The 26,067-nt window shown below is 21.9% G+C and carries 24 protein-coding genes, 2 tRNA genes and 1 other RNA gene; 14 read left to right on the forward strand and 13 right to left on the reverse strand.

Annotation, left to right across the window (positions count from 1 at the left end; genetic code table 11):
• The first annotated feature begins 89 nt into the window (after positions 1-89).
• Positions 90-1,130: a tRNA (adenosine(37)-N6)-threonylcarbamoyltransferase complex transferase subunit TsaD gene (gene tsaD, locus AB4W52_RS00220; RefSeq protein WP_367675350.1), complete on the forward strand. Its 1,041-nt coding sequence runs from the start codon at positions 90-92 to the stop codon at positions 1,128-1,130.
• Positions 1,131-1,390: 260 nt separating this feature from the next.
• On the forward strand, positions 1,391-2,623 hold the full coding sequence (locus tag AB4W52_RS00225; RefSeq protein ID WP_367675351.1) for a tRNA CCA-pyrophosphorylase: 1,233 nt from the start codon (positions 1,391-1,393) through the stop codon (positions 2,621-2,623).
• Between the two features lie 125 nt (positions 2,624-2,748).
• Here AB4W52_RS00225 and crr read toward each other — a convergent pair whose 3' ends face one another.
• From crr to AB4W52_RS00240, 3 genes are all read right to left on the reverse strand, one after another.
• Complete coding sequence (gene crr / locus AB4W52_RS00230) at positions 2,749-3,258, reverse strand: PTS glucose transporter subunit IIA (protein WP_367675352.1); 510 nt, start codon at positions 3,256-3,258, stop codon at positions 2,749-2,751.
• A gap of 28 nt (positions 3,259-3,286) precedes the next feature.
• Positions 3,287-5,014, reverse strand: a complete 1,728-nt coding sequence (gene ptsI / locus AB4W52_RS00235) for a phosphoenolpyruvate-protein phosphotransferase PtsI (protein WP_367675353.1) — start codon at positions 5,012-5,014, stop codon at positions 3,287-3,289.
• Positions 5,015-5,110: 96 nt separating this feature from the next.
• Positions 5,111-5,368: an HPr family phosphocarrier protein gene (locus tag AB4W52_RS00240; RefSeq protein ID WP_367675354.1), complete on the reverse strand. Its 258-nt coding sequence runs from the start codon at positions 5,366-5,368 to the stop codon at positions 5,111-5,113.
• A gap of 298 nt (positions 5,369-5,666) precedes the next feature.
• Between AB4W52_RS00240 and ligA the strand changes: the two genes are divergently transcribed.
• Positions 5,667-7,682, forward strand: coding sequence for an NAD-dependent DNA ligase LigA (ligA, locus tag AB4W52_RS00245; RefSeq protein ID WP_367675355.1), 2,016 nt, complete (start codon positions 5,667-5,669; stop codon positions 7,680-7,682).
• A 26-nt stretch (positions 7,683-7,708) separates the two neighbouring features.
• On the opposite strand, the gene AB4W52_RS00250 is transcribed toward ligA, so the two are convergent.
• Positions 7,709-7,782 (reverse strand) — tRNA-Lys (locus AB4W52_RS00250).
• A gap of 20 nt (positions 7,783-7,802) precedes the next feature.
• A tRNA-Val gene (locus AB4W52_RS00255) sits at positions 7,803-7,875 on the reverse strand.
• Positions 7,876-8,024: 149 nt separating this feature from the next.
• Between AB4W52_RS00255 and gltX the strand changes: the two genes are divergently transcribed.
• Positions 8,025-9,437: a glutamate--tRNA ligase gene (gltX, locus tag AB4W52_RS00260; protein WP_367675356.1), complete on the forward strand. Its 1,413-nt coding sequence runs from the start codon at positions 8,025-8,027 to the stop codon at positions 9,435-9,437.
• Between the two features lie 169 nt (positions 9,438-9,606).
• On the opposite strand, the gene AB4W52_RS00265 is transcribed toward gltX, so the two are convergent.
• Positions 9,607-9,918 carry a flagellar hook-basal body complex protein FliE gene (locus AB4W52_RS00265; RefSeq protein ID WP_367675357.1) on the reverse strand — a complete coding sequence of 104 codons (312 nt, stop codon included), beginning with the start codon at positions 9,916-9,918 and terminating at the stop codon, positions 9,607-9,609.
• 177 nt (positions 9,919-10,095) lie between these two features.
• Between AB4W52_RS00265 and AB4W52_RS00270 the strand changes: the two genes are divergently transcribed.
• The 4 genes from AB4W52_RS00270 to AB4W52_RS00285 all read left to right on the forward strand — a co-directional run bounded on the left by AB4W52_RS00270 (position 10,096) and on the right by AB4W52_RS00285 (position 13,226).
• Positions 10,096-10,908, forward strand: coding sequence for a hypothetical protein (locus AB4W52_RS00270; protein WP_367675358.1), 813 nt, complete (start codon positions 10,096-10,098; stop codon positions 10,906-10,908).
• 458 nt (positions 10,909-11,366) lie between these two features.
• Entirely contained in the window at positions 11,367-12,104 is a 738-nt protein-coding gene (gene fliP, locus AB4W52_RS00275) for a flagellar type III secretion system pore protein FliP (RefSeq protein ID WP_367675359.1), read from the forward strand.
• Between the two features lie 66 nt (positions 12,105-12,170).
• Positions 12,171-12,440 (forward strand): flagellar biosynthesis protein FliQ, encoded by a 270-nt coding sequence (gene fliQ, locus AB4W52_RS00280; protein WP_367675360.1) that lies wholly within the window; start codon positions 12,171-12,173, stop codon positions 12,438-12,440.
• A gap of 15 nt (positions 12,441-12,455) precedes the next feature.
• Positions 12,456-13,226: a flagellar biosynthetic protein FliR gene (locus AB4W52_RS00285; protein WP_367675361.1), complete on the forward strand. Its 771-nt coding sequence runs from the start codon at positions 12,456-12,458 to the stop codon at positions 13,224-13,226.
• Between the two features lie 118 nt (positions 13,227-13,344).
• On the opposite strand, the gene rpmG is transcribed toward AB4W52_RS00285, so the two are convergent.
• The 3 genes from rpmG to ppa are packed head-to-tail and all read right to left on the reverse strand — an operon-like array spanning position 13,345 to position 14,349.
• Positions 13,345-13,512, reverse strand: a complete 168-nt coding sequence (gene rpmG / locus AB4W52_RS00290; protein WP_367675362.1) for a 50S ribosomal protein L33 — start codon at positions 13,510-13,512, stop codon at positions 13,345-13,347.
• Between the two features lie 8 nt (positions 13,513-13,520).
• Positions 13,521-13,754 (reverse strand): 50S ribosomal protein L28, encoded by a 234-nt coding sequence (rpmB, locus tag AB4W52_RS00295; protein WP_367675363.1) that lies wholly within the window; start codon positions 13,752-13,754, stop codon positions 13,521-13,523.
• Between the two features lie 49 nt (positions 13,755-13,803).
• Positions 13,804-14,349 carry an inorganic diphosphatase gene (gene ppa / locus AB4W52_RS00300; protein WP_367675364.1) on the reverse strand — a complete coding sequence of 182 codons (546 nt, stop codon included), beginning with the start codon at positions 14,347-14,349 and terminating at the stop codon, positions 13,804-13,806.
• Positions 14,350-14,567: 218 nt separating this feature from the next.
• Between ppa and pmbA the strand changes: the two genes are divergently transcribed.
• On the forward strand, positions 14,568-15,917 hold the full coding sequence (pmbA, locus tag AB4W52_RS00305; protein ID WP_367675365.1) for a metalloprotease PmbA: 1,350 nt from the start codon (positions 14,568-14,570) through the stop codon (positions 15,915-15,917).
• 49 nt (positions 15,918-15,966) lie between these two features.
• Here pmbA and rnpB read toward each other — a convergent pair.
• An RNA gene (gene rnpB, locus AB4W52_RS00310) (RNase P RNA component class A) lies at positions 15,967-16,348 on the reverse strand.
• A 10-nt stretch (positions 16,349-16,358) separates the two neighbouring features.
• Positions 16,359-17,222 carry a 16S rRNA (cytidine(1402)-2'-O)-methyltransferase gene (gene rsmI / locus AB4W52_RS00315; protein ID WP_367675366.1) on the reverse strand — a complete coding sequence of 288 codons (864 nt, stop codon included), beginning with the start codon at positions 17,220-17,222 and terminating at the stop codon, positions 16,359-16,361.
• Positions 17,223-17,315: 93 nt separating this feature from the next.
• Here rsmI and AB4W52_RS00320 point away from each other — a divergent pair, with 93 nt between their 5' ends.
• The 4 genes from AB4W52_RS00320 to dapE all read left to right on the forward strand — a co-directional run bounded on the left by AB4W52_RS00320 (position 17,316) and on the right by dapE (position 22,827).
• Complete coding sequence (locus AB4W52_RS00320; protein WP_367675367.1) at positions 17,316-18,560, forward strand: beta-ketoacyl synthase N-terminal-like domain-containing protein; 1,245 nt, start codon at positions 17,316-17,318, stop codon at positions 18,558-18,560.
• Positions 18,561-18,641: 81 nt separating this feature from the next.
• The gene (gene tal / locus AB4W52_RS00325; protein ID WP_367675368.1) at positions 18,642-19,598 is read left to right on the forward strand and encodes a transaldolase; all 957 of its coding nucleotides are present in this window, start codon (positions 18,642-18,644) and stop codon (positions 19,596-19,598) included.
• Between the two features lie 50 nt (positions 19,599-19,648).
• The gene (tkt, locus tag AB4W52_RS00330) at positions 19,649-21,652 is read left to right on the forward strand and encodes a transketolase (protein ID WP_367675369.1); all 2,004 of its coding nucleotides are present in this window, start codon (positions 19,649-19,651) and stop codon (positions 21,650-21,652) included.
• A 44-nt stretch (positions 21,653-21,696) separates the two neighbouring features.
• Positions 21,697-22,827, forward strand: a complete 1,131-nt coding sequence (gene dapE / locus AB4W52_RS00335) for a succinyl-diaminopimelate desuccinylase (protein WP_367675370.1) — start codon at positions 21,697-21,699, stop codon at positions 22,825-22,827.
• Positions 22,828-22,935: 108 nt separating this feature from the next.
• On the opposite strand, the gene dapA is transcribed toward dapE, so the two are convergent.
• Both dapA and aroC read right to left on the reverse strand, forming a co-directional pair.
• Complete coding sequence (dapA, locus tag AB4W52_RS00340; RefSeq protein WP_367675371.1) at positions 22,936-23,862, reverse strand: 4-hydroxy-tetrahydrodipicolinate synthase; 927 nt, start codon at positions 23,860-23,862, stop codon at positions 22,936-22,938.
• 217 nt (positions 23,863-24,079) lie between these two features.
• A complete protein-coding gene (gene aroC, locus AB4W52_RS00345) occupies positions 24,080-25,147 on the reverse strand; it encodes a chorismate synthase (RefSeq protein WP_367675372.1) in 1,068 nt (355 codons plus the stop codon).
• A 226-nt stretch (positions 25,148-25,373) separates the two neighbouring features.
• Between aroC and smrB the strand changes: the two genes are divergently transcribed.
• Positions 25,374-25,892 (forward strand): endonuclease SmrB, encoded by a 519-nt coding sequence (gene smrB / locus AB4W52_RS00350; RefSeq protein WP_367675373.1) that lies wholly within the window; start codon positions 25,374-25,376, stop codon positions 25,890-25,892.
• Positions 25,893-26,067 lie beyond the last annotated feature (175 nt).

Genomic DNA, 26,067 nt, shown 5'->3' on the forward strand with positions numbered 1-26,067 from the left:
TTTTTTTATTTTTCTAAATTTACATAGTTTATCAAATTTATCATTTGAAATCAGTTATAATCAATATTATTTTATAATTTTTAAAAAATATGAAAATTCTAGGTATTGAAACTTCATGTGATGATACAGGAATTGCCATATATGATGATGAAAATGGATTAATTTTTAATGAAAAATTTAATCAATCATTAATACATAATAAATATGGTGGAGTTGTTCCTGAAATAGCTTCTAGAGAACATACATTAAATATTTCATTTTTAATAGAAAAAATTTCTAAAAATTTAAATATAAATTTTAAAAAAATTAATGCTATTGCGTATACTTGTGGACCTGGATTAATTGGTTCTTTGTTAGTTGGTGCAACTTTTGGATCCGCATTAGCTTATTCTTTAAATATTCCTACTGTTTTAGTGAATCATTTGGAAGCGCATTTAATCTCTATTATGATGGAAAAAAAATGTCCGATCTTTCCTTTTATAGGAATGTTAGTTTCTGGAAAACATACTGAATTAATTTATGCACATAAATTTGGAAAATATAGTCTTTTAGGTAAAACTCGCGATGATAGCGCTGGAGAAGTATTTGATAAAGTAGCCAAAAATTTAAATTTAAATTATCCTGGTGGGCCGGAAATTGCAAAAATCTCTAAATTTGGAAATTTTAATAAGTATTTTTTTCCGAGACCAATGTTGAAAACAAATAATTTAGATTTTAGTTTTTCAGGTTTAAAAACTGCAGTAGTAAATTTTATTAAAAAGCAATCTATGTTAGATTTTCAATTGATATCTGATGTTGCAAATGCTTTTGAAGAATCTATTACAGATGTTTTAGTAACAAAATGTAAACATGCATTGAAAAAAACTCGATTAAAACGTTTAGTAATTTCTGGAGGAGTGAGTGCAAATATTTTATTAAGAAGAAAATTAAGACATATGGTTTCTAAATGTAAAGGAGAAATTTTTTTTGTACGTCCTGAATTTTGTACAGATAATGCAGCTATGATAGCTTATTTAGGAATGTTAAAATTTCAATTAAATCAAATTCAATCAAATTTAAATATTTACGTTGATCCTAAGTTAAAAATTTATAATTCAAAGATGAATTTGAATTTTATTAGTAATATTTGAAATATTTTATTTTCGTTTATAAACTTTACAAGTTTATAATTAATTATCTAAAAAATTTTTTAAATATAAAAATTTTAATATAATTGTTATAGAATTTTTTTTTAAATTTTTTTTATTATGAAAAAATTGAAATGCTTATAGTTTGTAAAGAAAAATTTTTTGTGCTTTAAAAAATATTTTATAATAAATGAATAAAATTTATATCTCAAAATTTTTTTATATATTTTGCAAAAAAATAAATAATTTTTTTAGGATGATAAATGAAAGTTTATTTAGTTGGAGGAGCTGTCAGGGATTTTTTATTAAATTTACCTATCAAAGATCGAGATTGGGTTGTTGTTGGTTCTACTCCTGAAGAATTAATTCAAAAGAAATTCAAACAAGTGGGGAAAGATTTTCCAGTTTTTTTACATCCTATAACTTCTGAGGAATATTCTTTAGCAAGAACAGAAAAAAAAAGTGGTGTAGGTTATAAAGGATTTAAAACATATTATTCAAAAAAAGTCACTTTATATGAAGATTTAATGAGAAGAGATTTAACAATTAATGCGATTGCAAAAGATAAAAATGGAGTGTTAATTGATCCTTTAAATGGAATGAAAGATATTCAATTAGGATTATTAAGGCATATTTCTAAAGATTTTCAAGATGATCCGCTAAGAGTATTAAGAGTAGCTAGGTTTTCTGCACAATTATCTCATTTAGGTTTTAGAATTGCGAAAGAAACAATTTTTTTAATGAAAAATATTGTAAAAAATTGTGAACTGTCTTTTTTAACTTCTCATAGAATATGGAACGAAACAAAAAAAGCTCTTAATACTAAAACACCTCATATGTATTTTTTTGTTTTAAAAAAATGTAATGCGTTATCTGTATTGTTCCCAGAGATTGATTATTTATATAAAATTAATTATTTTTTATTTAGATATTATAATTTAGGTGAACAATTTTTATTTTCTTTTTCTAATTTTTCAAAAAAAAATTTTTCAGTTGATTTAAGATTTTCTTTTTTTTGTCAATTTTTAGTTTATTATAATTTTCTTGTTCAAAAAAATAAATTTTTTTCACATAAAAAAATTTTTAAAGATCATTTAATTAAAAATATGTTATCTAGATTAGAGATTCCTAATTTTATTCAAAATTTATCGATTATTATTGCAAATAATTATTTTTTTTTACATAACATTTTTTTTGAATCTTCGGAAAAAATTGTTCTTTTATTTAATCGTATGAATATTTGGAGAAATCCAATAAAAATTTTTAAAATAGGAATTTTAAGTGATTTTTGTATTTTTTTTTCAGAATGTAGATATAATTGCCGAGAAAAGAAAGTGGGAAATTTTTTAAAAATTGTTTTTTTTATTTTAAGTTCTGTTTCAATACAATTTATTATTAAAAAAGGATTTAAAGGTTTTTTTATTAATCAAGAGTTAATTAGAGTAAGAACTATTTTATTAGATATTTATAGATTAAAAATTTTTTTAATTAAATAAAAATTATTTTTAAATTCAAGATAAATATTTCAATAAAATTTTTTTTTACAAAATTTTTATTTTAAAAAATATTTTTTTCTAAAAATATTTTTAAACGGCGATTTCACGCCGTTTAAATATTTTTTTTATTTTTTTTTAACATACATAATTACATTTTTTCCTGCAACAATTATTTTTCCAATTTTTTTTTCTATAATGTTCATCTTATCTGTATTAGAAATTACCACAGGAGTAATAATTGATTTTGCTGTTTTTTTTAATAGTTTTAGGTCTATTTTAATTATTAAATCTCCCTTTTTTACTTTTTGACCTTCTTTTATACAAGATTCAAATCCTTTTCCTTTTAATTTTACAGTATCGATTCCAAAATGTACAAAAATTTGTATTCCTTGTTTAGATTCAATTGAAAAAGCATGTAATGTATGAAAAATTTTTCCTATTTTTCCATCTATAGGTGCAACTATTTTATTTCCGGTAGGATTTATAGCTATTCCATCTCCGACTATTTTTTTTGAAAAAACTATGTCTGGGACTTTTTTTATTGATATAACATTACCAGAAATTGGAGCAAAAATTTTTATTTTATCATCTAAATGAGCATCTTTTTTTTGAAAAAAATTTGAAATAAAGCTCATTATTTTCTCCTATTGATATTTATTATTTTCATAACAGATTATTTTCTTTATTAAATTTTTTAAGTAATTTTTTTATTTTTTTTACTGTAGATTGTTGAAGAACTTTTTTAGCTAGTATTTTTGCTTTTTTAAAATTAATTTTTCTAATAATATTTTTAATAATTGGTATAGAGATTGAGCTCATACTTAATTCATCTATTCCCATACCTACTAGTAAAGAAATTGCTTTTTCATTACTTGCAAGTTCACCGCATATTCCAGTCCATTTTTTTGCTTTATGTGATTCTTTGATTACTTTTTTTATTAAATATAAGACGGAAGGACTCATAGGTTGATATAAATTTGAGATAATTTCATTTCCTCGATCTACAGCTAATGTGTATTGCGTAAGATCATTAGTTCCAATACTAAAAAAATCAACTTCTTTTGCAAGATGTTTAGAAATTATAGCAGATGAAGGTGTTTCTATCATAACGCCTAATTCTATTTTCTTATCAAATTTTATTTTATTTTTTTTAAGTTTTATTTTGATTTTATTTAATTCTTGTTTTAAAAAATAAATTTCTTCCATAGATATTATCATTGGAAACATTATTTTAAATTTTCCATAAGCTGAAGCGCGTAGAATAGCTTTAAGTTGATCATGTAAAATTTGAATATTATTAATAGAAACTCTAATTGCTCTCCATCCAAGAAAGGGATTTTCTTCTGGAGGAAAATTCATGTATGAAAGATTTTTATCTCCTCCAATATCCATTGTTCTAATAATAATATGTTTTCCATGCATTTTTTTTGCAACTTTTTTGTACGCTTGAAATTGTTCTTCTTCAGATGGTAAGTTATTTCTACCCATGAATAAAAATTCTGTTCTGTAAAGACCAATACATTCAGCTCCATATTTTTTAGATCCAATAGTGTCTTTGTAATTTCCTATATTTGATCCTATTTTTATTTTTTTTCCGTCTAAAGTAATTGCATGTACTTTCTTTAGGGAAATTAATTTTTTTTGTTTTTCGAAATATTGTTTCCTAATTATTTTGAATTCTTTAATTTGTTGTTTTGACGGATTTATAATAATTTCATTATCAATGCCATTTAATATTATATAGTCGTTATTTTTTATTTTTTCTGTAATATTTCCCATTCCAACTATAGCTGGTATTTCTAAAGATCTAGCCATAATAGATGTATGAGATGTTTTTCCTCCTAAATCTGTTGCAAAACCGAGTATTTTTTTAAAATTCATTTGTGCAGTTTGAGATGGAGTTAAATCTTTTGTTATAAGAATTACTTTTTTTTGAATATTATTTAAATCAATAATAGGTATTTTTAATATATTTTTTAATAATCTATTTCCTATATCTCTAATATCTATTGCTCTATTTTTTAAATATTCATCTTTTAATTTTTCTAATGATGAAATTTGTTCTTGAATTATTTTTTCTACAGCATGATCAGAAGTAATCATTTTTTTTTTAATTAAAGAAATAATTTCTTTTTCTAATTCTTCATCTTCTAATATTAATATATGACCTTCAAAGATAGACGATTTTTCTTTTCCAAATTTTTTTTTTGCTTGATTTTGTATTTCTTTTAGTTGTTTTTTTGATTTTTTTCTTGCTTTAAAAAATTTTTCAATTTCTATATTAATATTCTTTTTAGAGATTTTTTTTACGTTAATGTTTATTTTTTTTTCTTTAAAAAGGAGGGCTTTTCCAAAAACAATGCCTGGCGATGCTAAAATTCCTGAAATCATGACATTACCTTTGAATAAAATGAATTATAAATGTTTAATATGTAAATATTTTTGAAAAATTTTATTTATAAAATATTTTTCTAATAAATAAGTTTTTTATATGAGTTTTTTCATTAGAGTAGATAATTTTTCGATTGCTTTTTTTTCATCTGATCCATTAGCAGATAAAGTTATCTTGCTTCCTTGACTTAACCCTAATGTTTGTAATTTAAATAGACTTTTTGCGTTTGCTGTTTTACCATTTGAAGTTATTGTAATTTTTGAATTATATTTTTTTGCTTCTTGCACAAGTTGTGCTGCAGGTCTAGTATGTAAACCATTTGGTGAGTTAATATATATTTTTTTTTCAAACATGATAGGAATATTCCTTGATTAAAATTATTATCTTTTTAATGCGCTAAATATTAATTAAATAAAAAAAAATTTTATTTAAAGATTATTTTACAATTTTTTTGTTTCTTTAAAGAAGAAATAAACTTTATATTAACATTAATCTTACAATTCTTATAAAAAAATAAAATATTTTTTCTAGATAGATTTTAAAATTTTTTTTACAAAAAAGTTTAGAAATAGAATTGTAGAATAAATATTTTAAGAAAGTTTTTTTTGCAATAATATATAGTTTATTTCAATATATTTCTGAAAATTTTATATGAATAAAATAGAAAAAAAAATTAAGTTATTACAGAAATCTTTAATTTATCATAATTATTTATACTTTTGTTTAGGGAAACCTGTTATTTCAGATCATGAATATGATATTTTATTTAATAAATTAAAGTTATTAGAAAAAAAATATAAAAAAATTTATTTTTCTTCTCCTACAAGAACAATTGGTTCAAAAATTTTTTCTAAATTATCTTTAAATAAACATTTGACTCCGATGTTGTCATTAGAAAATGTTTTTACAGAAAAGAAATTTTTGAATTTTTATACAAAGATTTTAAAATATAAAAACGAATTTTTAGTAAATTTTGTATGTGAATTAAAATTGGATGGGATTGCTGTTAATTTAATTTATAAAAATGGAGTTTTAAGAAAGGCATCTACTAGAGGAGACGGAGAAAAGGGAGAAGATATTACACAAAATATTTTTTTTGTAAAATCTATACCTATTAAAATAAATGGAAAAAATATTCCTAAATTGATGGAAATTCGTGGGGAAGTGTTAATTTTAAAAAAGGATTTTATAAAATTAAATAAAAAAAATTCTTTTTTAAAAAGAAATAAATTTTCTAGTGCTCGTAATTTAGCATCTGGATCATTACTTCAGAAGAATTTTTTAAATTTAAAAAATAGAAAATTATTTTTTATTTGTCATGGTTTTGAAGTTTTTAATTTTTTTTTAGATAATAGTTATTATAATATTCTTCTTAAAATTAAAAAATGGGGGTTTAATATTAGTGAAAAAATTATTTATTCATCATCTATAAAAAAAATTTTAAAATTTTATTCACAAATAAAAAATGAAAGATTTTTATTAAACTATGATGTAGATGGTATTGTAATTAAAGTAGATGATTTAAAATTAAGAAAGAAATTAGGTGTAAGATCTCGATCTCCTCGATGGGCTATTGCGTATAAATTTCCTAATCAAGAAAAGAAAACAATTTTAAAAAAAGTCACTTTTCATGTAGGTAGAACAGGTTCAATTACTCCAGTAGCGCATTTTGTTCCTGTCAAGATTTCTGGAATAACTATTAAGAAAGCTTCTTTACATAATAAATTTTTTTTAGATAAATTAAATTTACACATTAATGATAGAATTTTTGTTTGTAGAGCTGGAGATGTTATACCTCAAGTTGTCAGAAAAGAAACAATTAATACAAAAAAGAGATTGATTCGCATACATTTTCCAGAAAAGTGTCCTTCTTGTAGATCTTTTTTAGAGATTACAAGTAAGAGTAAAAAGAATTTTTGTACAAATTATTTTTTTTGTTTAGAACAAATAAAAAAACGTTTAGTATATTTTTTTTCTAAAACTTCTTTTAAAATAAAAGATTTAGGTCCTAATATTATTAATCAATTAGTAGATAAAATGGGATTTCGAAATCCAATAGATTTTTTTGGATTAGATTTTCATACTTTAAATAATTTAAAAAATGTAGGAAAAAAATTTTCTAAAAATATTCTTACATCTTTTAAGAAATTCAAATCAATAAATTTAGATAAATTTATTTTATCTTTTGGAATTCATGGAGTAGGACAGGTAGTATCTAAAAAAATTGCAAAAAATTTTAAAAATTTAAATAAAATTTTAGATTTAAAAGAAGAAGATCTTATAGAAGTTTGTGGTATAGGAAAAAAAATTACGAAAAATTTTATTAATTTTATTCAGAATAAAAATAATAGGAATATTATTTTTAAGTTAATTAATAATTATAATATACATGTAAAATCGTATAAAAAAAAAGATAAAAATAATAAAAAATTTTCTTTTTTTTTAAACAAAACAATTTTAATTACTGGTGTTTTTAAAGATTTTTCTAGAAAAGTTTTATGTAATAAATTAAAAAATTTAGGAGCTGAAATTAAAAAAAGTATTTCAAAAAAAGTGAATTTAGTTATTCAAGGTAAAAATCCAGGAAAAAAAATATTTTATGCAAAGAAATTAGGAATAAAAATAATTAAAGAAAATGATTTTCTAAAAAAAATTTCTAAAAATTAATTTTATATTTTTTTTTAGTTTTTTTTTGGGTCGTGCAGGATTTGAACCTGCGACCAATTGATTAAAAGTCAACTGCTCTACCGAGCTGAGCTAACGACCCTCTTCTTTAAAAAAATTTCATGGGTAATGACGGATTTGAACCGCCGACATCCTCCGTGTAAGAGAGGCGCTCTACCAACTGAGCTAATCACCCTTTAAAAAATTTATATTTTTATAAAATTTTCTTTATATTAATTTTTAAGAAAAAAATAAGAAAATAATTTTATTTAAATTTTTTATTTTTTATTTATTATATAATATTTTTACATAAAAACAAAATTATATTTATTAATAAGAGAAATTATGTTAATTAGAACACGTTTTGCTCCTAGTCCAACTGGAGAATTACATTTTGGAAATATTCGTACTGCATTATATTCATGGTTATATGCTAAAAAGAATAATGGAGTTTTTATATTAAGAATTGAAGATACAGATCTTACTAGATCTCATAAAAAATTTTCAACCAATATTATTCAAACATTAAAATGGTTGAAGTTGTATTGGAATGAAGGTCCTTATTTTCAAAGTCAAAGAATAAGTGATTATAAAAAAATTATTTGTTTTATGTTAAAAGAAGGTTTAGCGTATAAATGTTATTGCGGAAATGAAAAATTAAATTATATAAAAAAAATTCAATCTTTAAAAGGAGTGAAGAAACAATACAATAGAGCATGTAGAAATTTAAAGCCCAATATTTTTAATTTAAATAAATATGTTGTTAGATTTAAAAATCCAATATTTGGAAAAGTGTCTTTTCACGATATTATCAGAGGTAAAATTACTGTAAATAATTCAGAGTTAGACGATTTAATTATTCAAAGAGAGAATGGTATTCCTACATATAATTTTTGTGTTGTTGTTGATGACATGAATTCTAAAATTACTCATATAATCAGAGGAGAAGATCATATTAATAATACTCCTCGTCAGATAAATATTTTAAATTCTTTAGGTGCAAAAATTCCAAAATATGCACATTTATCTATGATTTTAAATCATGATAAAAAAATTCTCTCTAAGCGAAATAATTTATTAAGTATATTAAAATATAAAAAATTAGGTTATTTGTCTGAAGCAATTTTAAATTATATTGTTCGTTTAGGATGGTCACATGGAAATAAAGAAATTTTTAGTTTAAAAGAAATGATTAGTTTATTTAATTTTAAATCTATTACAAAATCTTCTAGTATATTTGATATTAAAAAATTGCGATGGATGAATAAATATTATATAAATTCTACTAAAAAATCTATAATAAAAGATCTTTTAATAAAAAGTTTTATAAAGAAGAAAATAGATTTTAATAATGGTCCTGTTTTGGATGATGTTATTTCTGTTTTTACTCCTCGTTCCGAGACAATTCTTGATTTATTTAATGAAGTTTCTTTTTTTTATCAAGATACTTGGATAAAATTTGATAAAAGAAAATTTCAAAGTTATTTTAATATCAATTCTGTAGAAATTTTAAAGAGATCTTATGAAGAATTTTTAAAAATTTCTTTATGGGATGTAAAAAAAATTTTTATGGTTATAAAAAATTTGTCAAAAAAATTTAATGTATTAATTAAAGATATTATATGTCCGATTAGAATAGCATTAATTGGTAAATTTAGTTCTATTGGAATCAATCAGATTATGTTTTTTTTAGGAAAAAAAAGATCTTTAATGAAATTAAAAAATTTTTTAAAATATTATAAAAAAAATTTTTTATAATTTTTTTATAAACTTTTATAAAGAAATGTTTAATAAAAAATTTTTTTGAAGAAAATTTTTAATTTTCCAAATAAAAATTTTAATTCAATAATAAAAAAATTATTTTTTAGTAAAATCTTGTACTAAAGACATTTTTTAGTACAAGATTATAGGAATTAAATCTTTATTTTTATATTTGTATATTCATTATTTCATGATATGTAGAAATTAATGTATCTCTTATTTTTTCTAAATTTTTTAAAGAAATATGAGATTTTTGAATATTATCCATGATATTTGTTATATAATTTTCATCATTTTTATTAATATTAAAGTGGTTTATTTGATGTGAAATAAGATCAACTGTTTTTATTTCCTGTTTTAACGATTTTTTTACATATTCAGAAAACTTATTACAATTTATTTTTTCATTATGAATGAATTGATCTTTTAAATAATTGCTCTTTATATTAAAAATATAATGATATTTATTTATATACATATATTCCTTTAAAAATAAAAATTTTTATATTAATATAAAATTATATCATGATATATTAAAAACTATAAATTTTAAATATACTTGATAATTCTTTTTTAATTTTTTATTTTATTAGAAATAGTTATTTCTATAAAATTATATTTTACAATATTTTGACTTAGGTTATTTAAAAAAAATATGAACAATAATTCTATTAATCATGATAGTAAAAAAAATAAATCGTTTTTTGATGATATTTTTTTTTATTTAAAAAAAAATAAATATATATTTATTTTATTTATGTTTTTAAGTGTAATGATGTTATCTTTTTCTTTTTTTTTAGTAAATAAAAATAGTTATATCATTGTATATAAAAATATATCTTTAAAAAATAATGTTCAAACAGTTATACAAAAATTAATCTCTTTAAAGATTCCTTACAAATATTCTTTTGAATCAGATTCTTTATCTATTCCTATCAGTAAAATTGAAATATTTTATTCTCATCTTTATGATATAGAATCCGATAGTAACAATCTTCCAGGATTTGAATTATTAGATAAAGAAAAATTCGGTATTAGTTCTTTTCTTGAACAAATAAATTATCAAAGAGCGTTAGAAGGTGAGTTGTCTCGTACTATCGAGAAATTAAATTTTGTCAAGAGTGCTCGAGTACATATTGTTTGCGCAAAAAATACGTCTTTTTTTAATGAAAATAGTCATTCTTCTGCATCTGTTTTTTTAAAAGTTGATGAAAAAATTAGTAAAAATTCAAATTTATATCGTGCAATAATTTTTTTATTATCAGCTAGTATTGTAGATTTAAAGAAAGAAAATATTATTATTATTAATCAATATGGAGATGTTTTTAGTAGTAACGGACAAATTATAAATAATCAGGAATATTTAAAAAATACTGAAAATATTAATTCTTTTCAGGAAATAAGCAAAAATAATACAAAAGAAATTATTATTCCAGTTTTAGGTTTTAAAAACAAAGAAATCTTATAGTTTTTTAATATTTATTCTATCTCTTTTAACAATAAATATAGATTCATGGATAATAGAAAAATTTTTTTACTCGAAAAAATTTGCATATGAAAGATAATTTATATAAATAATTTTTTTCTTTTTCAATGCTTTAGTATTCAAAAAAAAATTAATTTTTACAAAATCACTTTATTTGAATAATTTTAAAAAAAACAGTTATATAAATTTTATTTGTAAAAAAATTTTTTAATTTGAAAAAAAATAAAGAAAATAAAAAAAAAATAAAAAAAAAATAAAAAAAAATAAAAAAAAAATTAAAGTTTTATTATAAATAATTTTTTGAATTTTTTTATTATCTATCTATTGAAATAAAAAAATTTTTTAATATTTTTATATTTTTTAAGAGATATAAAAAATATTTTTTTATATAAATTTTACATATTAATTTTAATAAATTACATTTTTGAGAAAATATTCTTATGTATCGCATTTTTTTATATTTTTTTCTTGCTTTTTTCCCTTCGTGTGTTTTTGCTAATGATGTGGATCTAATACATGATATTTCAAAAAGTTTCAATTTTTTTGTTTCAGATAAATTTTCATTAAATATTTGTTTTATTATATTTTTTTTAACTGTTTTGCCTGTTTTACTTTTAGTTATGACTTGTTTTACCAGGCTTATTATTGTTTTTGGATTATTAAGAAATGCTATGGGTACTCCATATCTTCCGTCTAATCATATTTTAGTTAGTTTATCTTTATTTTTAACTTTTTTTGTGATGGAACCAACTTGTAAAAAAATCTATAATACAGCTTATATTCCTTTTTCACAGAAAAAAATAACTATAGATCTTGCTTTTCAGAAAGGATTTAAACCTTTAAGAGATTTTATGTTAAAACAAACTCATAAAAAGGATTTGTTAGTTTTTACAAAATTAGCGCATATAAAAGAAATTAAGAATAATGAAGATATACCAAATCGTGTTCTGATACCTGCTTTTATAATTAGTGAAATACAAACAGCATTTAAAATTGGAGTTACTATTTTTATTCCTTTTTTAATTATTGATTTATTAATTTCTAGCGTTTTGATGTCTTTAGGAATGATGATGGTTCCTCCATCTACAATTTCTTTACCATTAAAACTCATTATTTTTGTTATATCAGATGGTTGGCAGTTATTAGTGACGTCATTAGTAAATAGTTTTCGTATATAATATAAAAAATGATTAAAATAAAATATTTTTATTTTTTTCTTAACTTAAAAAATAAAGGTATTTACAATGAATAAAATGTCGTTAGAAAATATTTTTTTTGATGCAATAAAAATTTTATTTTTACTATCTTGTCCTTTATTATTTTCTATTTTATTTGTTGGATTAATTATTAGCATTTTTCAAGCAGCTACACAAATTAATGAACAAACTTTATCTTTTGTACCAAAAATTATTATAGTTTTTATAATTTTGTTTTTTTTTGGTTCTTGGATGATAGATTTATTAGTGAATTATATTCATGATTTATTTAAAAACATAATATATATTATTTATTAGTAAAAATAGATTAATATGATTAATTTACAGAATTTCATTTCATTAACAAATGCAGTTTTTTTTCCAGCTATAAGAATTTTTTTTATTTTATTCACGTCTTCTTTTTTATCTAATTATTTAAATGTTTATATTCAAGTTATTTTATCTATTTTATTTAGTTATGTGATTTTTGAAAATTTCCCAAATCTTATTGATTGTTCTATTTTTTCTTTTGATGGATTTATAATTTTTCTTCAACAAATTATTATAGGTATGTTTATTGGATTTTGTATAAATTTAATTTTTTCTATTGTTAATGTTGCAGGTGAGATTTTAGGACTTCAAACAGGTTTATCTTTTTTTAATTTTTTTGATAGTACAAATCGAACAAATTTTCCAGTTATTTCTCGTTTTTTAAATATTTTGTTTATTTTTTCTTTTTTATTAATAAATGGGCATTTATGGATCATTACTATTATTGTTAAAAGTTTTGATATTATTCCTATAAGTATAAAATATTTTCATTTTCATGTTTTATATTTATTGGTACAATTATTTGGTTTAGTATTTATGTGTGGTTTGCAAATTATATTTCCTTTTATTTTAATTTTGTTATCTATCAATTTAACTTTATTTTTTGTAAACAAGTTTTTTCCACAATTATCTATTTTTTCTATTAGTTTTCCTATTATTTCTATTGTAGGAATTTTATTACTATATGTTTTTGCATATTATTTTATTTCTTATTTAAGAATTTATTTTGATGAAATGTTTTTTATAATAATTGATCTTTTATCAAACATGTGATTAAGTATATTGATATAGTATAAAAATATTTTATTATTTTTATACTATTTATATAAATTTTTGAAAAAAATAAAATTTAATTTTATTACAAGATAATATTTTTTGAAAAAAATACATTTTATTTTATTTTATATTCTTTATATAAAACTCTTTTTCTTGCAATAGGATCATATTTTTTTAATTCTAGTTTTTTTGTTGTATTTCTTTTATTTTTTGTTGTTGTATAATAATGTCCTGTTTTTAATGTTGATATTAATTTTATTTTTTCTCGTATTTTTTTAGCCATTTTTTTCTCTATTTATTTTTTTTAAAATTAATTTTTTCAAGAACTTTTTCAATACTTTTTTTATTGATTATTCTGATTGCTTTAGTAGAAAGTTTTAATTTAATAAATTTTTTTTTTTTAGATATCCAAAATTTATGGTTTTTTAAATTAATATTAAATTTTCTTTTTGTAGAATTTAAAGCATGAGATTTTTTATTTCCAGAGAGATTTTTTTTCCCTGTAATTTGACATTTTCTAGACATTTTCACCTTCTTTTTTTTCTTTTTTTTTTATGAAATAAATAAGATTTTTTTATTTTTTGCTATTTTTATGTTGTTTATATCTGTTTATTGATGATATGATTTCTTGTTTTGCAATTTTTTGGTTTTCCCATTTGATAATTTTTGTCCATTTATTTTTTTCTAATTTTTTATAATATTTAAAAAAATGTTCTATTTTTTTACATAAATTTTTAGAAAGATGTTTTATTTCTTGAGTTTTTGAATATTTTTTACAAACTTTATTAATAGGAACGCATATTATTTTACAATCTAATCCAGATTCATCTTCCATTTTTAACATTCCTATAGGTCTGCATTCAATAATAGAATATGAAATTAAAGGATAATTGGTAATTACTAAAGCATCTAGAGGATCTCCATCTAAAGATAAAGTTTGATTAATAAATCCATAATTACATGGATAGAACATTGCTGTAGGAATAATTCTATCTACAAAGAGCATATTATTTTTTTTATTGATTTCATATTTTACGGGATATGAATTAGCTGGTATTTCAATAATGATATATAATTTTTCTGGTATTTTTTTTCCGGGTTTTAGTTTTTTTAAATTCATAATTTTATTTGAAAAAATTGATCATAACAAAAATTGTAAATATAATTTTTATTATATGTTTTACAAATTATAATAGCAATTTTAGAATTTTGAAAAAAACTTTTTAATAATTTTTTTCATGCTATAAGTTTTTATATTTTTAGTTTTATACTTTTATAAGTAATTTTTAGATAAAAATACTAATAAATGAATTAATATAAAGAAAGCAGGAGAATCTAATGTATGCAAGAGAAGAGATTTTAAAACAAGAAAAAAATTTAAAAAAAATTATTTTAAATTCTTTGATAGAAATTCAGAATCAAGTAGATGATGCACATATATTTATTCAAAAAACGTATAATAATAATATTACAATAAGAAATGGATTAAAAGAGTATATAGAGTTTAATTTTAATATTTTTTTTTCAATTACAGTATATAAAAAAAACAAAAAAGGAACAGCTTCATCTACAGATTTAAGTCATAAATGTCTTAAAAAAACAATAAATTCAGCTATTGAAATTTCTAAATACACCGAATCAGATTTAAATTGTTATTTACCTGAATTTGATATTTTATCTTACAAAGTTTTAGATCTTGATTTATTTCATCCATCTTCTTTAGATTTACAAAATAAAGTGAAATTAGCGTATTTAACTGAGAAATATGCTTTAAATTTTGATAATAAAATTATTAATACTGAGGGTAGTTGTTTTTCATCTAGTGATTCTATTATTGCTTTTGGAAATACAAAAGGAATTATTCAAACATATAAATCTAGTAAATATTTTTTATCAGCATGTACAATTGCACAAGAGAATAATTCTTTAAAAAAAGAACGAGATTATTATTATTCTATTTCAAGAAAAATAGATAATTTAGAATCTCCAAAATATATTGGAGAAAAATGTTCAAAAAGAGCTTTATTTCGATTAAATTCTCGAAAAATTTCTACTCAAAAATTACCTGTACTTTTTACTGCGGAAATTTCATCAAGCATTTTTTCTTATTTATCTCATGCTATTACTGGTGAAAAAGTTTATCAAAAATCTACTTTTTTATTAAATAGTTTAAAACAATCTATTTTTCCACAATGGTTAAATATATTTGAAGATCCTCATATAAAAGGAGGATTATATTCATTTCCTTTTGATAATGAAGGAATTTTAACAAAACCTTTATTTATTGTTAAAAATGGAATTTTACAAACTTGGTTGTTAGATTCTTATTATTCTAGGAAGTTAAATTTACGAAATACAGGTCATTCAGGTGGAACTTATAATTGGATTTTTTTTCAAAAAAATATTTTATCATTTAAAAGTTTATTAAGAAAAATGAATACTGGAATTGTTGTTACAAGCTTTATGGGGGATGGAGTTAATTTAATTAATGGAGATTTTTCTCGAGGTGTTTCAGGGTATTTTATAAAAAACGGAAAATTTATGTATGCAATTAGCGAAATTACTATTTCTGGAAATTTACTCGATATGTATAAAAATATTGTTTGTATGAGTAATGATTATGATTGCAGAAAAAAAATACAATCAGGGTCTTTTTTTATATCTGAAATGGTTATTTCTGGAAAATAGCGATATTTTTGATAGGCTAAAAATATAAAAATTTTTTAATATTTTTTATCTTTGAAGTTGACCGATAAGCCGGGTTCTGTTTTAGACAATCATTTATCTGGACTAAATATTACTATTTAGTTCTAGCAGCCTACCCAGGTTTAAGTACGGACAAATACTATTTTACCTATATTTGGCCTTGCTCCAAGAGGAGTTTACCTAAGCTATAAATTGTTACCAATTTATACGGTGCGCTTTTACCGCTCCTTTTCACCCTTTCCGGTTATTACATATTCTAATGTAATATTTTGGTGGTTATTTTCTGTGGCACTTTTCGTAGATTTTCATCTCCCAGACGTTATCTGGCTCTTGTGTCCTATAGAGTCCGGACTTTCCTCTCTTTAAAAGATAATTAATATATAATATTAAAGAGCGATTGTCTGGTCAACTTCATCTTAAATATTATAATATTTTTTTGTTTTTGTCACTATTTTGTTTTTTTAGCAGATATTTATATAAAAGATTTTTTTTTGTTTTATGTATTTGTGATGTTAATAATGCAGTTTTTTTTAAAGAAAAATAATTATTTAAAATTTTTAATGTATTTTGTACTTTTAAAGATATTTTATGTTTTTTTTTGTATCCTGAAATGATTAGTACGATTTCACCTTTACAAATTATTTTGTTTTTTTTATATTTTTTTAGTAAGTTTGCAATAGTAATATATTTTATTGATTCCCAGTATTTTGTTAATTCTCTTGCGATTGTGATTTTTCTATTTTTTCCAAATTCTTTTGATAAGTTTTGAAGAGTTTGTATAATTCTTTGGGAAGATTCAAAAAAAATTATTGTTCTTTTTTCAAATTTTAAAGATTTTATTTTTTTTTTTCTTTTTATTTTTTGAGAGGGAAGAAATCCTTCGAAACAGAATCTATTTGATGGAATTCCAGATGCGCTTAATGCAGTAATAATTGCACAAGCTCCTGGTAACGGAATAACTTTAATTTTTTTTACATGACATTCTCGAATTAATAAAAATCCTGGATCATTTATAGTTGGAGTTCCTGCTTCTGATACTAAAGCAATATTTTTTTGATTAATAAGGTCTTGGATAATTTTTTTTAGATTTTCGTATTCATTATGTTGATGTAAAATAATGATAGGTTTTTTAATATTAAAATTATTTAATAATCTTAGAGTTTTTTTGTAATTTTCAGACGCAATATAATCAATTTTTTTAAGAATTTTTACAGATCTATAAGTGATATCTAACATATTTCCTATTGGAGTAGATATAATAAAAAGATTTCCATGATTTTTGATCATTTTTTTAAAATTTTTTTATTTTTTTAAAATTATATCATAATTATGTATTGATATTTTTTGTTTGTTATAAAAATATTTTAAATAGGAAAAATTATGAATAGAGTAGTAGTTACTGGGTTAGGAATAATATCAAATATTGGAAAAAATAAAAAAACGGTTTTAAGTTCTTTAAAACATGGAAAATCCGGAATTATTTTTTCAAAAGAAATGAAAAAAATTGGTATGAAAAGTCATGTTTGGGGAAAGATAAATTTTAATTTTCGTAGAAAATATAGAAAACTTTTCAAGTATATGAATATAGAAACTATATATGCTTATTGTGCTATGAAAGATGCTTTGAAAGATTCTTCTTTAAGAAAAGAAGAATATCAAAAAAATGATAAAGTAGGTTTAATTATTGGAACGGGATTCTGTTCAACAAGAAATAATACATTAAATATTAAAAATTTTAATTTTTTAAATAAAAATTTTTTTCCAAAAAAAAATAATAATTTAGATATTTATTATTTATTTAAAGTAATGAATTCGAATATTTCTTCTTGTTTATCTACTCTTTTTAAAATTCATGGAATAAGTTATTCTATTAGTTCTGCATGTGCAACTTCTGCAAATTGTATAGGTCATGCATATGAATTAATTAAGTCTGGAAAACAAAATATAATTTTTTCTGGTGGAGCAGAAGCATTAGAATTAAATACTGCGTATTGTTTTGATTTAATTAATGCTCTTTCAAAAAAATATAATGATTTTCCTAAAAAAGCTTCTCGCGTTTATGATATTGACCGAGATGGTTTTGTTCTTTCAGAAGGAAGCGGAATTTTAGTTTTAGAAGAATTGAATTCTGCTTTATCAAGAAATGCTCATATATATGGTGAAATTATATCATATAGTTCTAATTCTAATGGAAGCAGTCTTTTTTTTCCTTCTGAAGAAGGAATATTTAGATGTATAAAAAAATCAATTTTTAAAAAACCTATGAAAATAGATTGTATTAATGTGCATGCTACTTCTACAAAAGTAGGAGATATTGTAGAAATTAATGCTATAAAAAAAGTTTTTAAAAATTCGATATGTCCATTAATTTCTTCTACAAAATCTATGACTGGTCATTCTTTAGGAGCTTCTGGTGCACATGAAATGATTTTTTTGTTATTAATGTTAGAAAATAATTTTATTGCTCCAAGTATTAATATAAAAACTTTAGATCCTAGAATTCAAAATATTGAAATTATTACTTCTTATCATGAAATTTATTTAAAAACATGTATGTTAATTAGTTTAGGATTTGGAGGAGTAAATACTGTTTTAATTATAAAAAAATTTTATAAAAAAAGATAATAATTTGAAAAATATCATTATTAAGATTTTTTTAATATATAATGTTCTTTATAGTATATTTATTCATAGGAGACTTCATTTATGAATCAATTAGATCAGCTAAAAAGTTATACAAAAGTTGTTATAGATAGTGGTGACATTGAAAATATAGACGAATATCGTCCGCATGATGCAACGACTAATCCTTCTTTAATTTTAAAAGCAATTAACATGCGGAAGTATAATTATTTATTAAAAGAGTCTATAAATTATGCTCATAAAAACGGAGGAAATAAAAAACAAAAAATTATTAATGCTACAGATAAAATTCTTGTAAGTATTGGAGCAAAAATTTTACAGAAAATACCAGGATTTGTATCTAGTGAAGTAGATTCAAGATTATCTTTTAATACCGAAGAAAGTATCTTAAAAGCTCATAAAATTATTAATATGTATGAACAAGAATACGGAGTGTCAAGATCAAGAATATTAATAAAATTAGCTGCTACATGGGAATGTATACAAGCTGCAAAATTTTTAGAGAAGGAAGATATTAAATGTAATTTAACTTTATTATTTTCTTTTTCTCAAGCGCGTGCTTGTGCTGAAGCGAATGTGTTTTTAATATCTCCTTTTGTTGGTAGAATATATGATTGGTATAAATCTAAAAATTTATTAGATTCATATGATGAATTTAATGATCCTGGAGTAAATTCTGTAAAGAAAATTTATAAATATTATAAAAAAAATTCTTATAATACAATTATTATGGGAGCGAGTTTTAGAAATGTTAAACAAATTTTATCTTTATCTGGATGTGATCGTTTAACTATTTCACCTGAGTTATTAAATATTCTTCGGTCTAATAATGATCCAATATCTTGTGAATTGAAAGAACATTCCAACAATTATAAAAAACCTATTGATAAATTATCTGAATCTGAATTTAGATGGATGCATAATCAAGATCCAATGGCTGTTGAAAAATTATCTGAAGGAATACGACAGTTCGGTATAGATCAAAGTTTATTAGAAGAAATTGTTGAAAAAAATTTTTAATTTTTATATCAAATAATTTATTTTTGCATTTTATTTATTAAGGGGAAAATATGTTTTCTGAAAAGAAATTAGCAAATGCTATTCGTGTTTTAAGTATGGATTCTGTTCAATTAGCGAATTCTGGACATCCAGGAATGCCTATGGGAATGGCAGATATTGCAGAAGTTTTATGGCGTGATTTTTTTAAGCATAATCCAAAAAATCCATTATGGGATAATAGAGATAGATTTATTTTATCTAATGGTCATGGCTCAATGCTTTTATATAGTTTATTGCATTTAACAGGCTATGATTTAACAATTTCTGATTTAAAGAAATTTAGACAATTAAATTCAAAAACTCCAGGACATCCTGAAGTTGGTCAGACTCCAGGAATAGAAACTACAACAGGACCTTTAGGACAAGGAATTGCAGTTGCTGTAGGAATGGCTCTTGCAGAAAGAACTTTAGGATTACATTTTAATAAACCTGATTATAAAATTGTCGATCATTATACTTGGGTTTTTGCTGGTGACGGTTGTTTAATGGAAGGTATTTCACATGAAGTATGTTCATTGGCTGGGACTTTACAGTTAGAAAAGTTAATTTTATTTTATGATAAAAATAATATTTCGATAGACGGGAAAATACATAGTTGGTTTTCTGAAAACGTTAAAAAAAGGTTTGAATCTTATAATTGGCATGTGATTGATAACATAGATGGACATGATAGGAAGGCTATTTTTAATGCAATTTATGATGCAAAATTGATTAAGAAAAAGCCAGTGATTATTATTTTTAATACAGTGATTGGATTTAGTGCACCAAATAAATCTGGTACTGCAGATTCACATGGTTCTCCTTTAGGAGAAGAAGAAATATTGTTATCTAAAAAAAAATTAAACTGGAAATATAAAAAATTTGAAATACCAAATTTTATTTATAAAGAATGGAATGCTGAAAAAAAAGGGAAAAAATTAGAAGAAAATTGGAATAAAATGTTTGTAGAATATAAAAAGATGTATCCGAATTTAGCTAATGAATATATGCGTCGTATGAATAAAAAACTTCCAGAAAATTGGAAGAAAATTACTAATGATTTAATTAAGAAATTAAAGTTTTCTAAAAAAAATATATCTACTAGACAAGCATCACAGGAAATTATTGAATATTTTAGTCCTCATATTTTAGAATTTATCGGTGGATCTGCAGATCTTGCTCCAAGTAATTTAACTAAATGGTCTGGTTCAAAGTCAATTAATAAGCATTTTTCTGGAAACTATATTCATTATGGTGTTCGAGAGTTTGGTATGACTTCTATTGCAAACGGAATTTCTCAACACGGAGGATTTATTCCATATACAGCAACTTTTTTAATATTTTCAGAATATGCACGGAATGCTGTAAGAATGTCTGCATTAATGAAAACAAGACATATTTTAATTTATACTCATGATTCTATTGGTTTAGGAGAGGATGGTCCTACACACCAACCTATAGAACAATTAAGTAATTTAAGATCTACTCCAAATATGAGTGTTTGGAGACCTGCTGATTGTTTAGAAACTTTATTTGCTTGGAAGTATGCTATAGAAAGAAAAAATGGACCTACTGCATTGATTTTATCTAGACAAAATTTAAATTTTGTTCAAAGATCTAGTAATCAAATTGAGAATATTAAAAAAGGAGGATATATAATAATTGATAGTTCTGAAAAATTAGATATTATCTTAATATCTACAGGTTCAGAATTAGGATTAGTTATTTTATCTGCAAAAAAATTAATTCGTTTAGGATATTCAGTTCGTGTTGTTTCTTTACCATCAGTAGATGTTTTTGAAAGTCAAAATTTTTCTTATCAAGAGAGTGTTTTACCTAAAAAAATTAAAAAAAGAATTGTGGTTGAAGCAAGTTTTTCAGATTACTGGTATAAATATGTTGGTTTAGAAGGAGATATTATTGGGATGAAAAATTTTGGTGAATCTGCTCCTGCAAATGATTTATTTAAAAAATTTGGTTTTACTGTGGAAAATATTATTGAAAAATCAATTAATTTAATTAAAAAAAAAATATAAATGTTAAAAAAAATAAGAAATGATTTTTTTAATACAAGGAAAATATGCTTAATTCTATTATTAATTTAAGTCAAGATTTAATTAAAATTCCTTCTATTAGTCCTTTAGATTTAGGGTGTCAGGATATTCTTTCTGCACGATTAAAAAATATTGGTTTTACTATAGAAAATATTAAAATTAACAATACGAATAATTTATGGGCATATCGGGGAACTGGAAAAACTTTAACTTTTGTTGGTCATACAGATGTTGTTCCTGCTGGAAACATTAAAAAATGGAAAACTCCTCCGTTCAAACCAACCATGATTAATGGTTATTTATTTGGACGAGGGGCTGCGGATATGAAAGGTTCAATTTCTTCTATGATCATTGCAATTGAAAGTTTTGTAAAAAAATATTCTTCATATGATGGGAGAATTTCTGTTTTATTTACATCAGATGAAGAATCCCGAGCTTATGATGGCACTAAAAAAGTTGTACAAATTTTGAGAAATAGAAAAGAAAAAATACATTATTGTTTAGTAGGGGAACCTACAAGTAATAAAATTTTGGGTGATTGTATTAAAAATGGAAGACGAGGATCTTTAAGTGCAATAGTAAAGATTTATGGAATACAAGGACATATTGCATATCCTGAATTTGCAGAGAATCCTATTCATAAATCTTTTCTTTTTATTAAAAATTTATTAAATCTAGAATTAGATTCGGGAAATTTTTATTTTCAACCCAGTGAATTACAAATTTTTTATATTTCTGCTGGAAATATGAATATTACAAATATGATTCCTAATTTTATAAAGATCGGTTTTAATATTCGTTATAATCCTGAAATTAAAAAAGAAGTTATTTGTTCTAAAATTAAATATTTCCTTAAAAAGAATAATTTAAAAAATAAAATATCCTGGTTTTTTTCAGGAGATCCTTTTATTACTAGTTCAGGAAAATTATTAAATATTGTGATGGATTCTATTATTAAATATTCTAAAATTTCTCCTATTTTATCTACTTCTGGAGGCACATCAGACGGTCGTTTTTTTTCTTTAATGAATTCAGAAATTTTAGAACTTGGACCAGTTAATAAAACTATACATAAGATTAATGAATGTGTAAAAATTCAAGATTTATATATATTAAGCAAAATATATAAGAATATTTTAAAAAATCTTTTTCTTTAAGTATTTTTTTTTTTTTTTTTTNTTTTTTTTTTTTTTTTTTGAATTGAAATATATTTCAGAGGAAATATATTTCAATTTTAAGGTTATGTTATATTTTTTGAAAAAAATTTATTTTTTTTTATTTTTTTTAAAAACATTAAAAATATTTTTTTTAGTTAAACAAATTTTCTTTTTTTTTAATTCTTTAGAAAGAATTTTTTGTAATTTTTTTGAAGGTTGAGTCATAGGTAATCTTAATGTATTATTTTTGATTAAACCTAATTTTTTTGCAGCCCATTTGATTGGTATTGGATTCGATTCAATAAATAAAATGTTATGTAGCTTTATTAGTTTTTTATTTATTTTTCTTGCTTGTTTAAAATTTCCAGATAGAGATAATTTACATATTTTTGACATTTCTTGTGCAGCAATATTTGCAGTAACTGAAATTATTCCATTTCCTCCTAGTTGCATGAAATCAAGAGCAGTACTATCATCACCACTAAAAATTAAAAAATTTTCATCAACTAAATTTTTTATTTGATTTAATCTCGCAAGATTTCCACTTGCTTCTTTAATTCCAATAATATTTTTTAGCTTAGAAAGTTTGCAGATAGTTTCTGGGAGAAGATCACATCCTGTTCTCGACGGTACATTATAAAGAATTTGTGGAAGATAAGTATTTTCAGATATTGTTTTAAAATGTTGATATAATCCTTCTTGAGATGGTTTATTATAATATGGAGTAACTGATAAACATGCAGAAATTCCACTGTTTTCAAATTTTTGAGTTAGAAGTACTGCTTCTTTAGTTGAATTCGCTCCTGTTCCTGCGATTATTGGAATTTTTTTTTTTGATAATTTTATAGTTGATAATACTAAATTAATATGTTCTTTTTTGGAAAAAGTAGAAGATTCTCCTGTTGTTCCTAGAGAGACTATTGCTTTTGTTTTACTATATATATGATATTTGATAAGATTTTTTAAGCTTTTTTGACAAACTTTTCCTTTTTTATCCATAGGAGTAATTAATGCAACAATATTTCCTTTAAACATTTTTTTTTCCATAATAATTTTAAAATATAAATTTTAAGAGAAATTAGTAATTTTTAGATATATTTAATTAAAATATATAATAATTATTTAAATTAAATATTTTTTTTTCATGCAAGACTATTTTATTTTATTTAAAATAACAAATTAAAAAAAATATTTTATTAAAATTTTTATTTTCACTTTTATCACTGATAAAATATAAAATTTTTTTATAAATTTATTTTTTTTTTAAACATTGTGCTTTAAATCTAAGTATGTGATCCATAATAATAATTGCAATCATTGATTCTGTAATGGGAACAGCTCGAATTCCTACACATGGATCATGTCTTCCTTTAGTAATTAAAGTAATTGGTTTATTATTTATATCAATGCTGTGTGCTGGTATTCTTATACTGGAAGTTGGTTTAAACGCACTTTTGACAATTATATCTTGCCCATTACTAATACCTCCAATAATTCCACCGTCTCTATTACTTAGATATCCCAAAGAATTCATTTCATCACGGTGTTGACTTCCAAATTTTTGTACTACAGAAAATCCATCTCCTATTTCTACTCCTTTGACTGCATTAATACTCATTATTGCATGTGCTATCTCGGCGTCTAATCTATCAAATACAGGTTCTCCTAAACCAATGGGAACATTTTTAACTATTGTTGTTATTTCTGCTCCAATAGAGTCTCCATTTTTTTTAATTTTTCTAATTAGCGAATCTATTTTTTTTATTTTTTTTTTATCTGGACAAAAGAAATCATTTTTTTCAATTTCGCTGAAGGATTTTAAAGGAATTTTTATATTTCCAATTTGAGATAAATATCCTTGAATAATAATTTTATAGTTTTCTTTTAAGTATTTTTTTGCAATAGCTCCTGCTGCTACTCTCATAGCTGTTTCTCTTGCAGAAGCTCGTCCACCTCCTCGATAATCTCTAATACCATATTTTTTTTGATAAGTATAATCAGCATGTCCAGGACGAAAAGAATTTTTTATATTTTCATAATCTTGTGATCTTTGATCTGTATTTTTAATGATTAACCCAATACTTGTTCCAGTTGTTTTATTTTTAAATACTCCCGAGAGTATTTTTACTTTATCTAGTTCTTGTCTTTGAGTAGTATATCTTGATTTTCCTGGTCTTCTTCTATTTAGTTCTTTCTGAAGATCAGATTGAAGAATTTTTATTCCTGGAGGAGTACCATCAATGATACAGCCTATTGAATGCCCGTGTGATTCTCCAAAAGTAGTAACTACGAATATTTTTCCAATTGAATTTCCTGACATATATAATCCTTAAAATGAAGTTTTTTAATTACTTTAGGATGCAAAGAAAATTTGAAAATATAAATTTGATAAGGTATTATTATATAAAATTATTTTTTTTTACATTTTTTCTTTAATATATTATATAAAAATTTTTTTAATAAAACTTTTTATTTTTTATAAAATAATTATATATTTCTATTTATATATAATATTTTTTTTATAAATTTGAGTTTGGTTTGTAATCATGAGAAAGAAAACTTGTTTAAGTACTAAAGATAAATCAATATTTAAAAAATTTTCTAATGGAATAAAGAAAATAAAACAAGATACGGTATATCATTCTAACGATAATATATATCTTTTATCTTGTAAAAAAAAAAAACATCATGAAAAATTACATCGCGATTATTTTTCTTATTCGAGTTTTAAAAATCAATTACATAATGATCCCATTTATTATATTAGATATGATTGCAGTGTAAATAGATTAAAAAAATTAAAAAAAGGATATTATCTTCCAGAAATTTTTTTAGATTTGCATGGATTAAATCAAATTCAAGCTAAAATTGAATTAGGAAAATTAATGTATTTTTGCATCCAAAAAAAAATTAAATGTGTAAATGTTATGCATGGATATGGAAAAAATATTTTAAAAAAACAAATTCCATTATGGTTATCACGACATCCTAATGTGATGGCTTTGCATCAATCTCCAAAAATTTTTGGATATGATGCTGCTATTTTAGTTTTAATTGATTTTTAATAAAAATTTCTTAGTTAATATTTTAGTTTTTTTAAATAAAATTTTTTGTTAATATTTAGAAAATAATTTTTATTAAAAAATTTTTTTAATAATTGAATCAAAGTTTGGTATTTTATTAATTAAAATAGAAATAAAAAAAAAGAAAATTTTGTTTTGATAAATTTTTATTTTATAT

It is taken from the genome of Buchnera aphidicola (Chaetosiphella stipae setosa), from assembly GCF_964059095.1.
In the GTDB taxonomy this organism is placed as follows: Bacteria; Pseudomonadota; Gammaproteobacteria; order Enterobacterales; family Enterobacteriaceae; genus Buchnera_J; species Buchnera_J aphidicola_BP.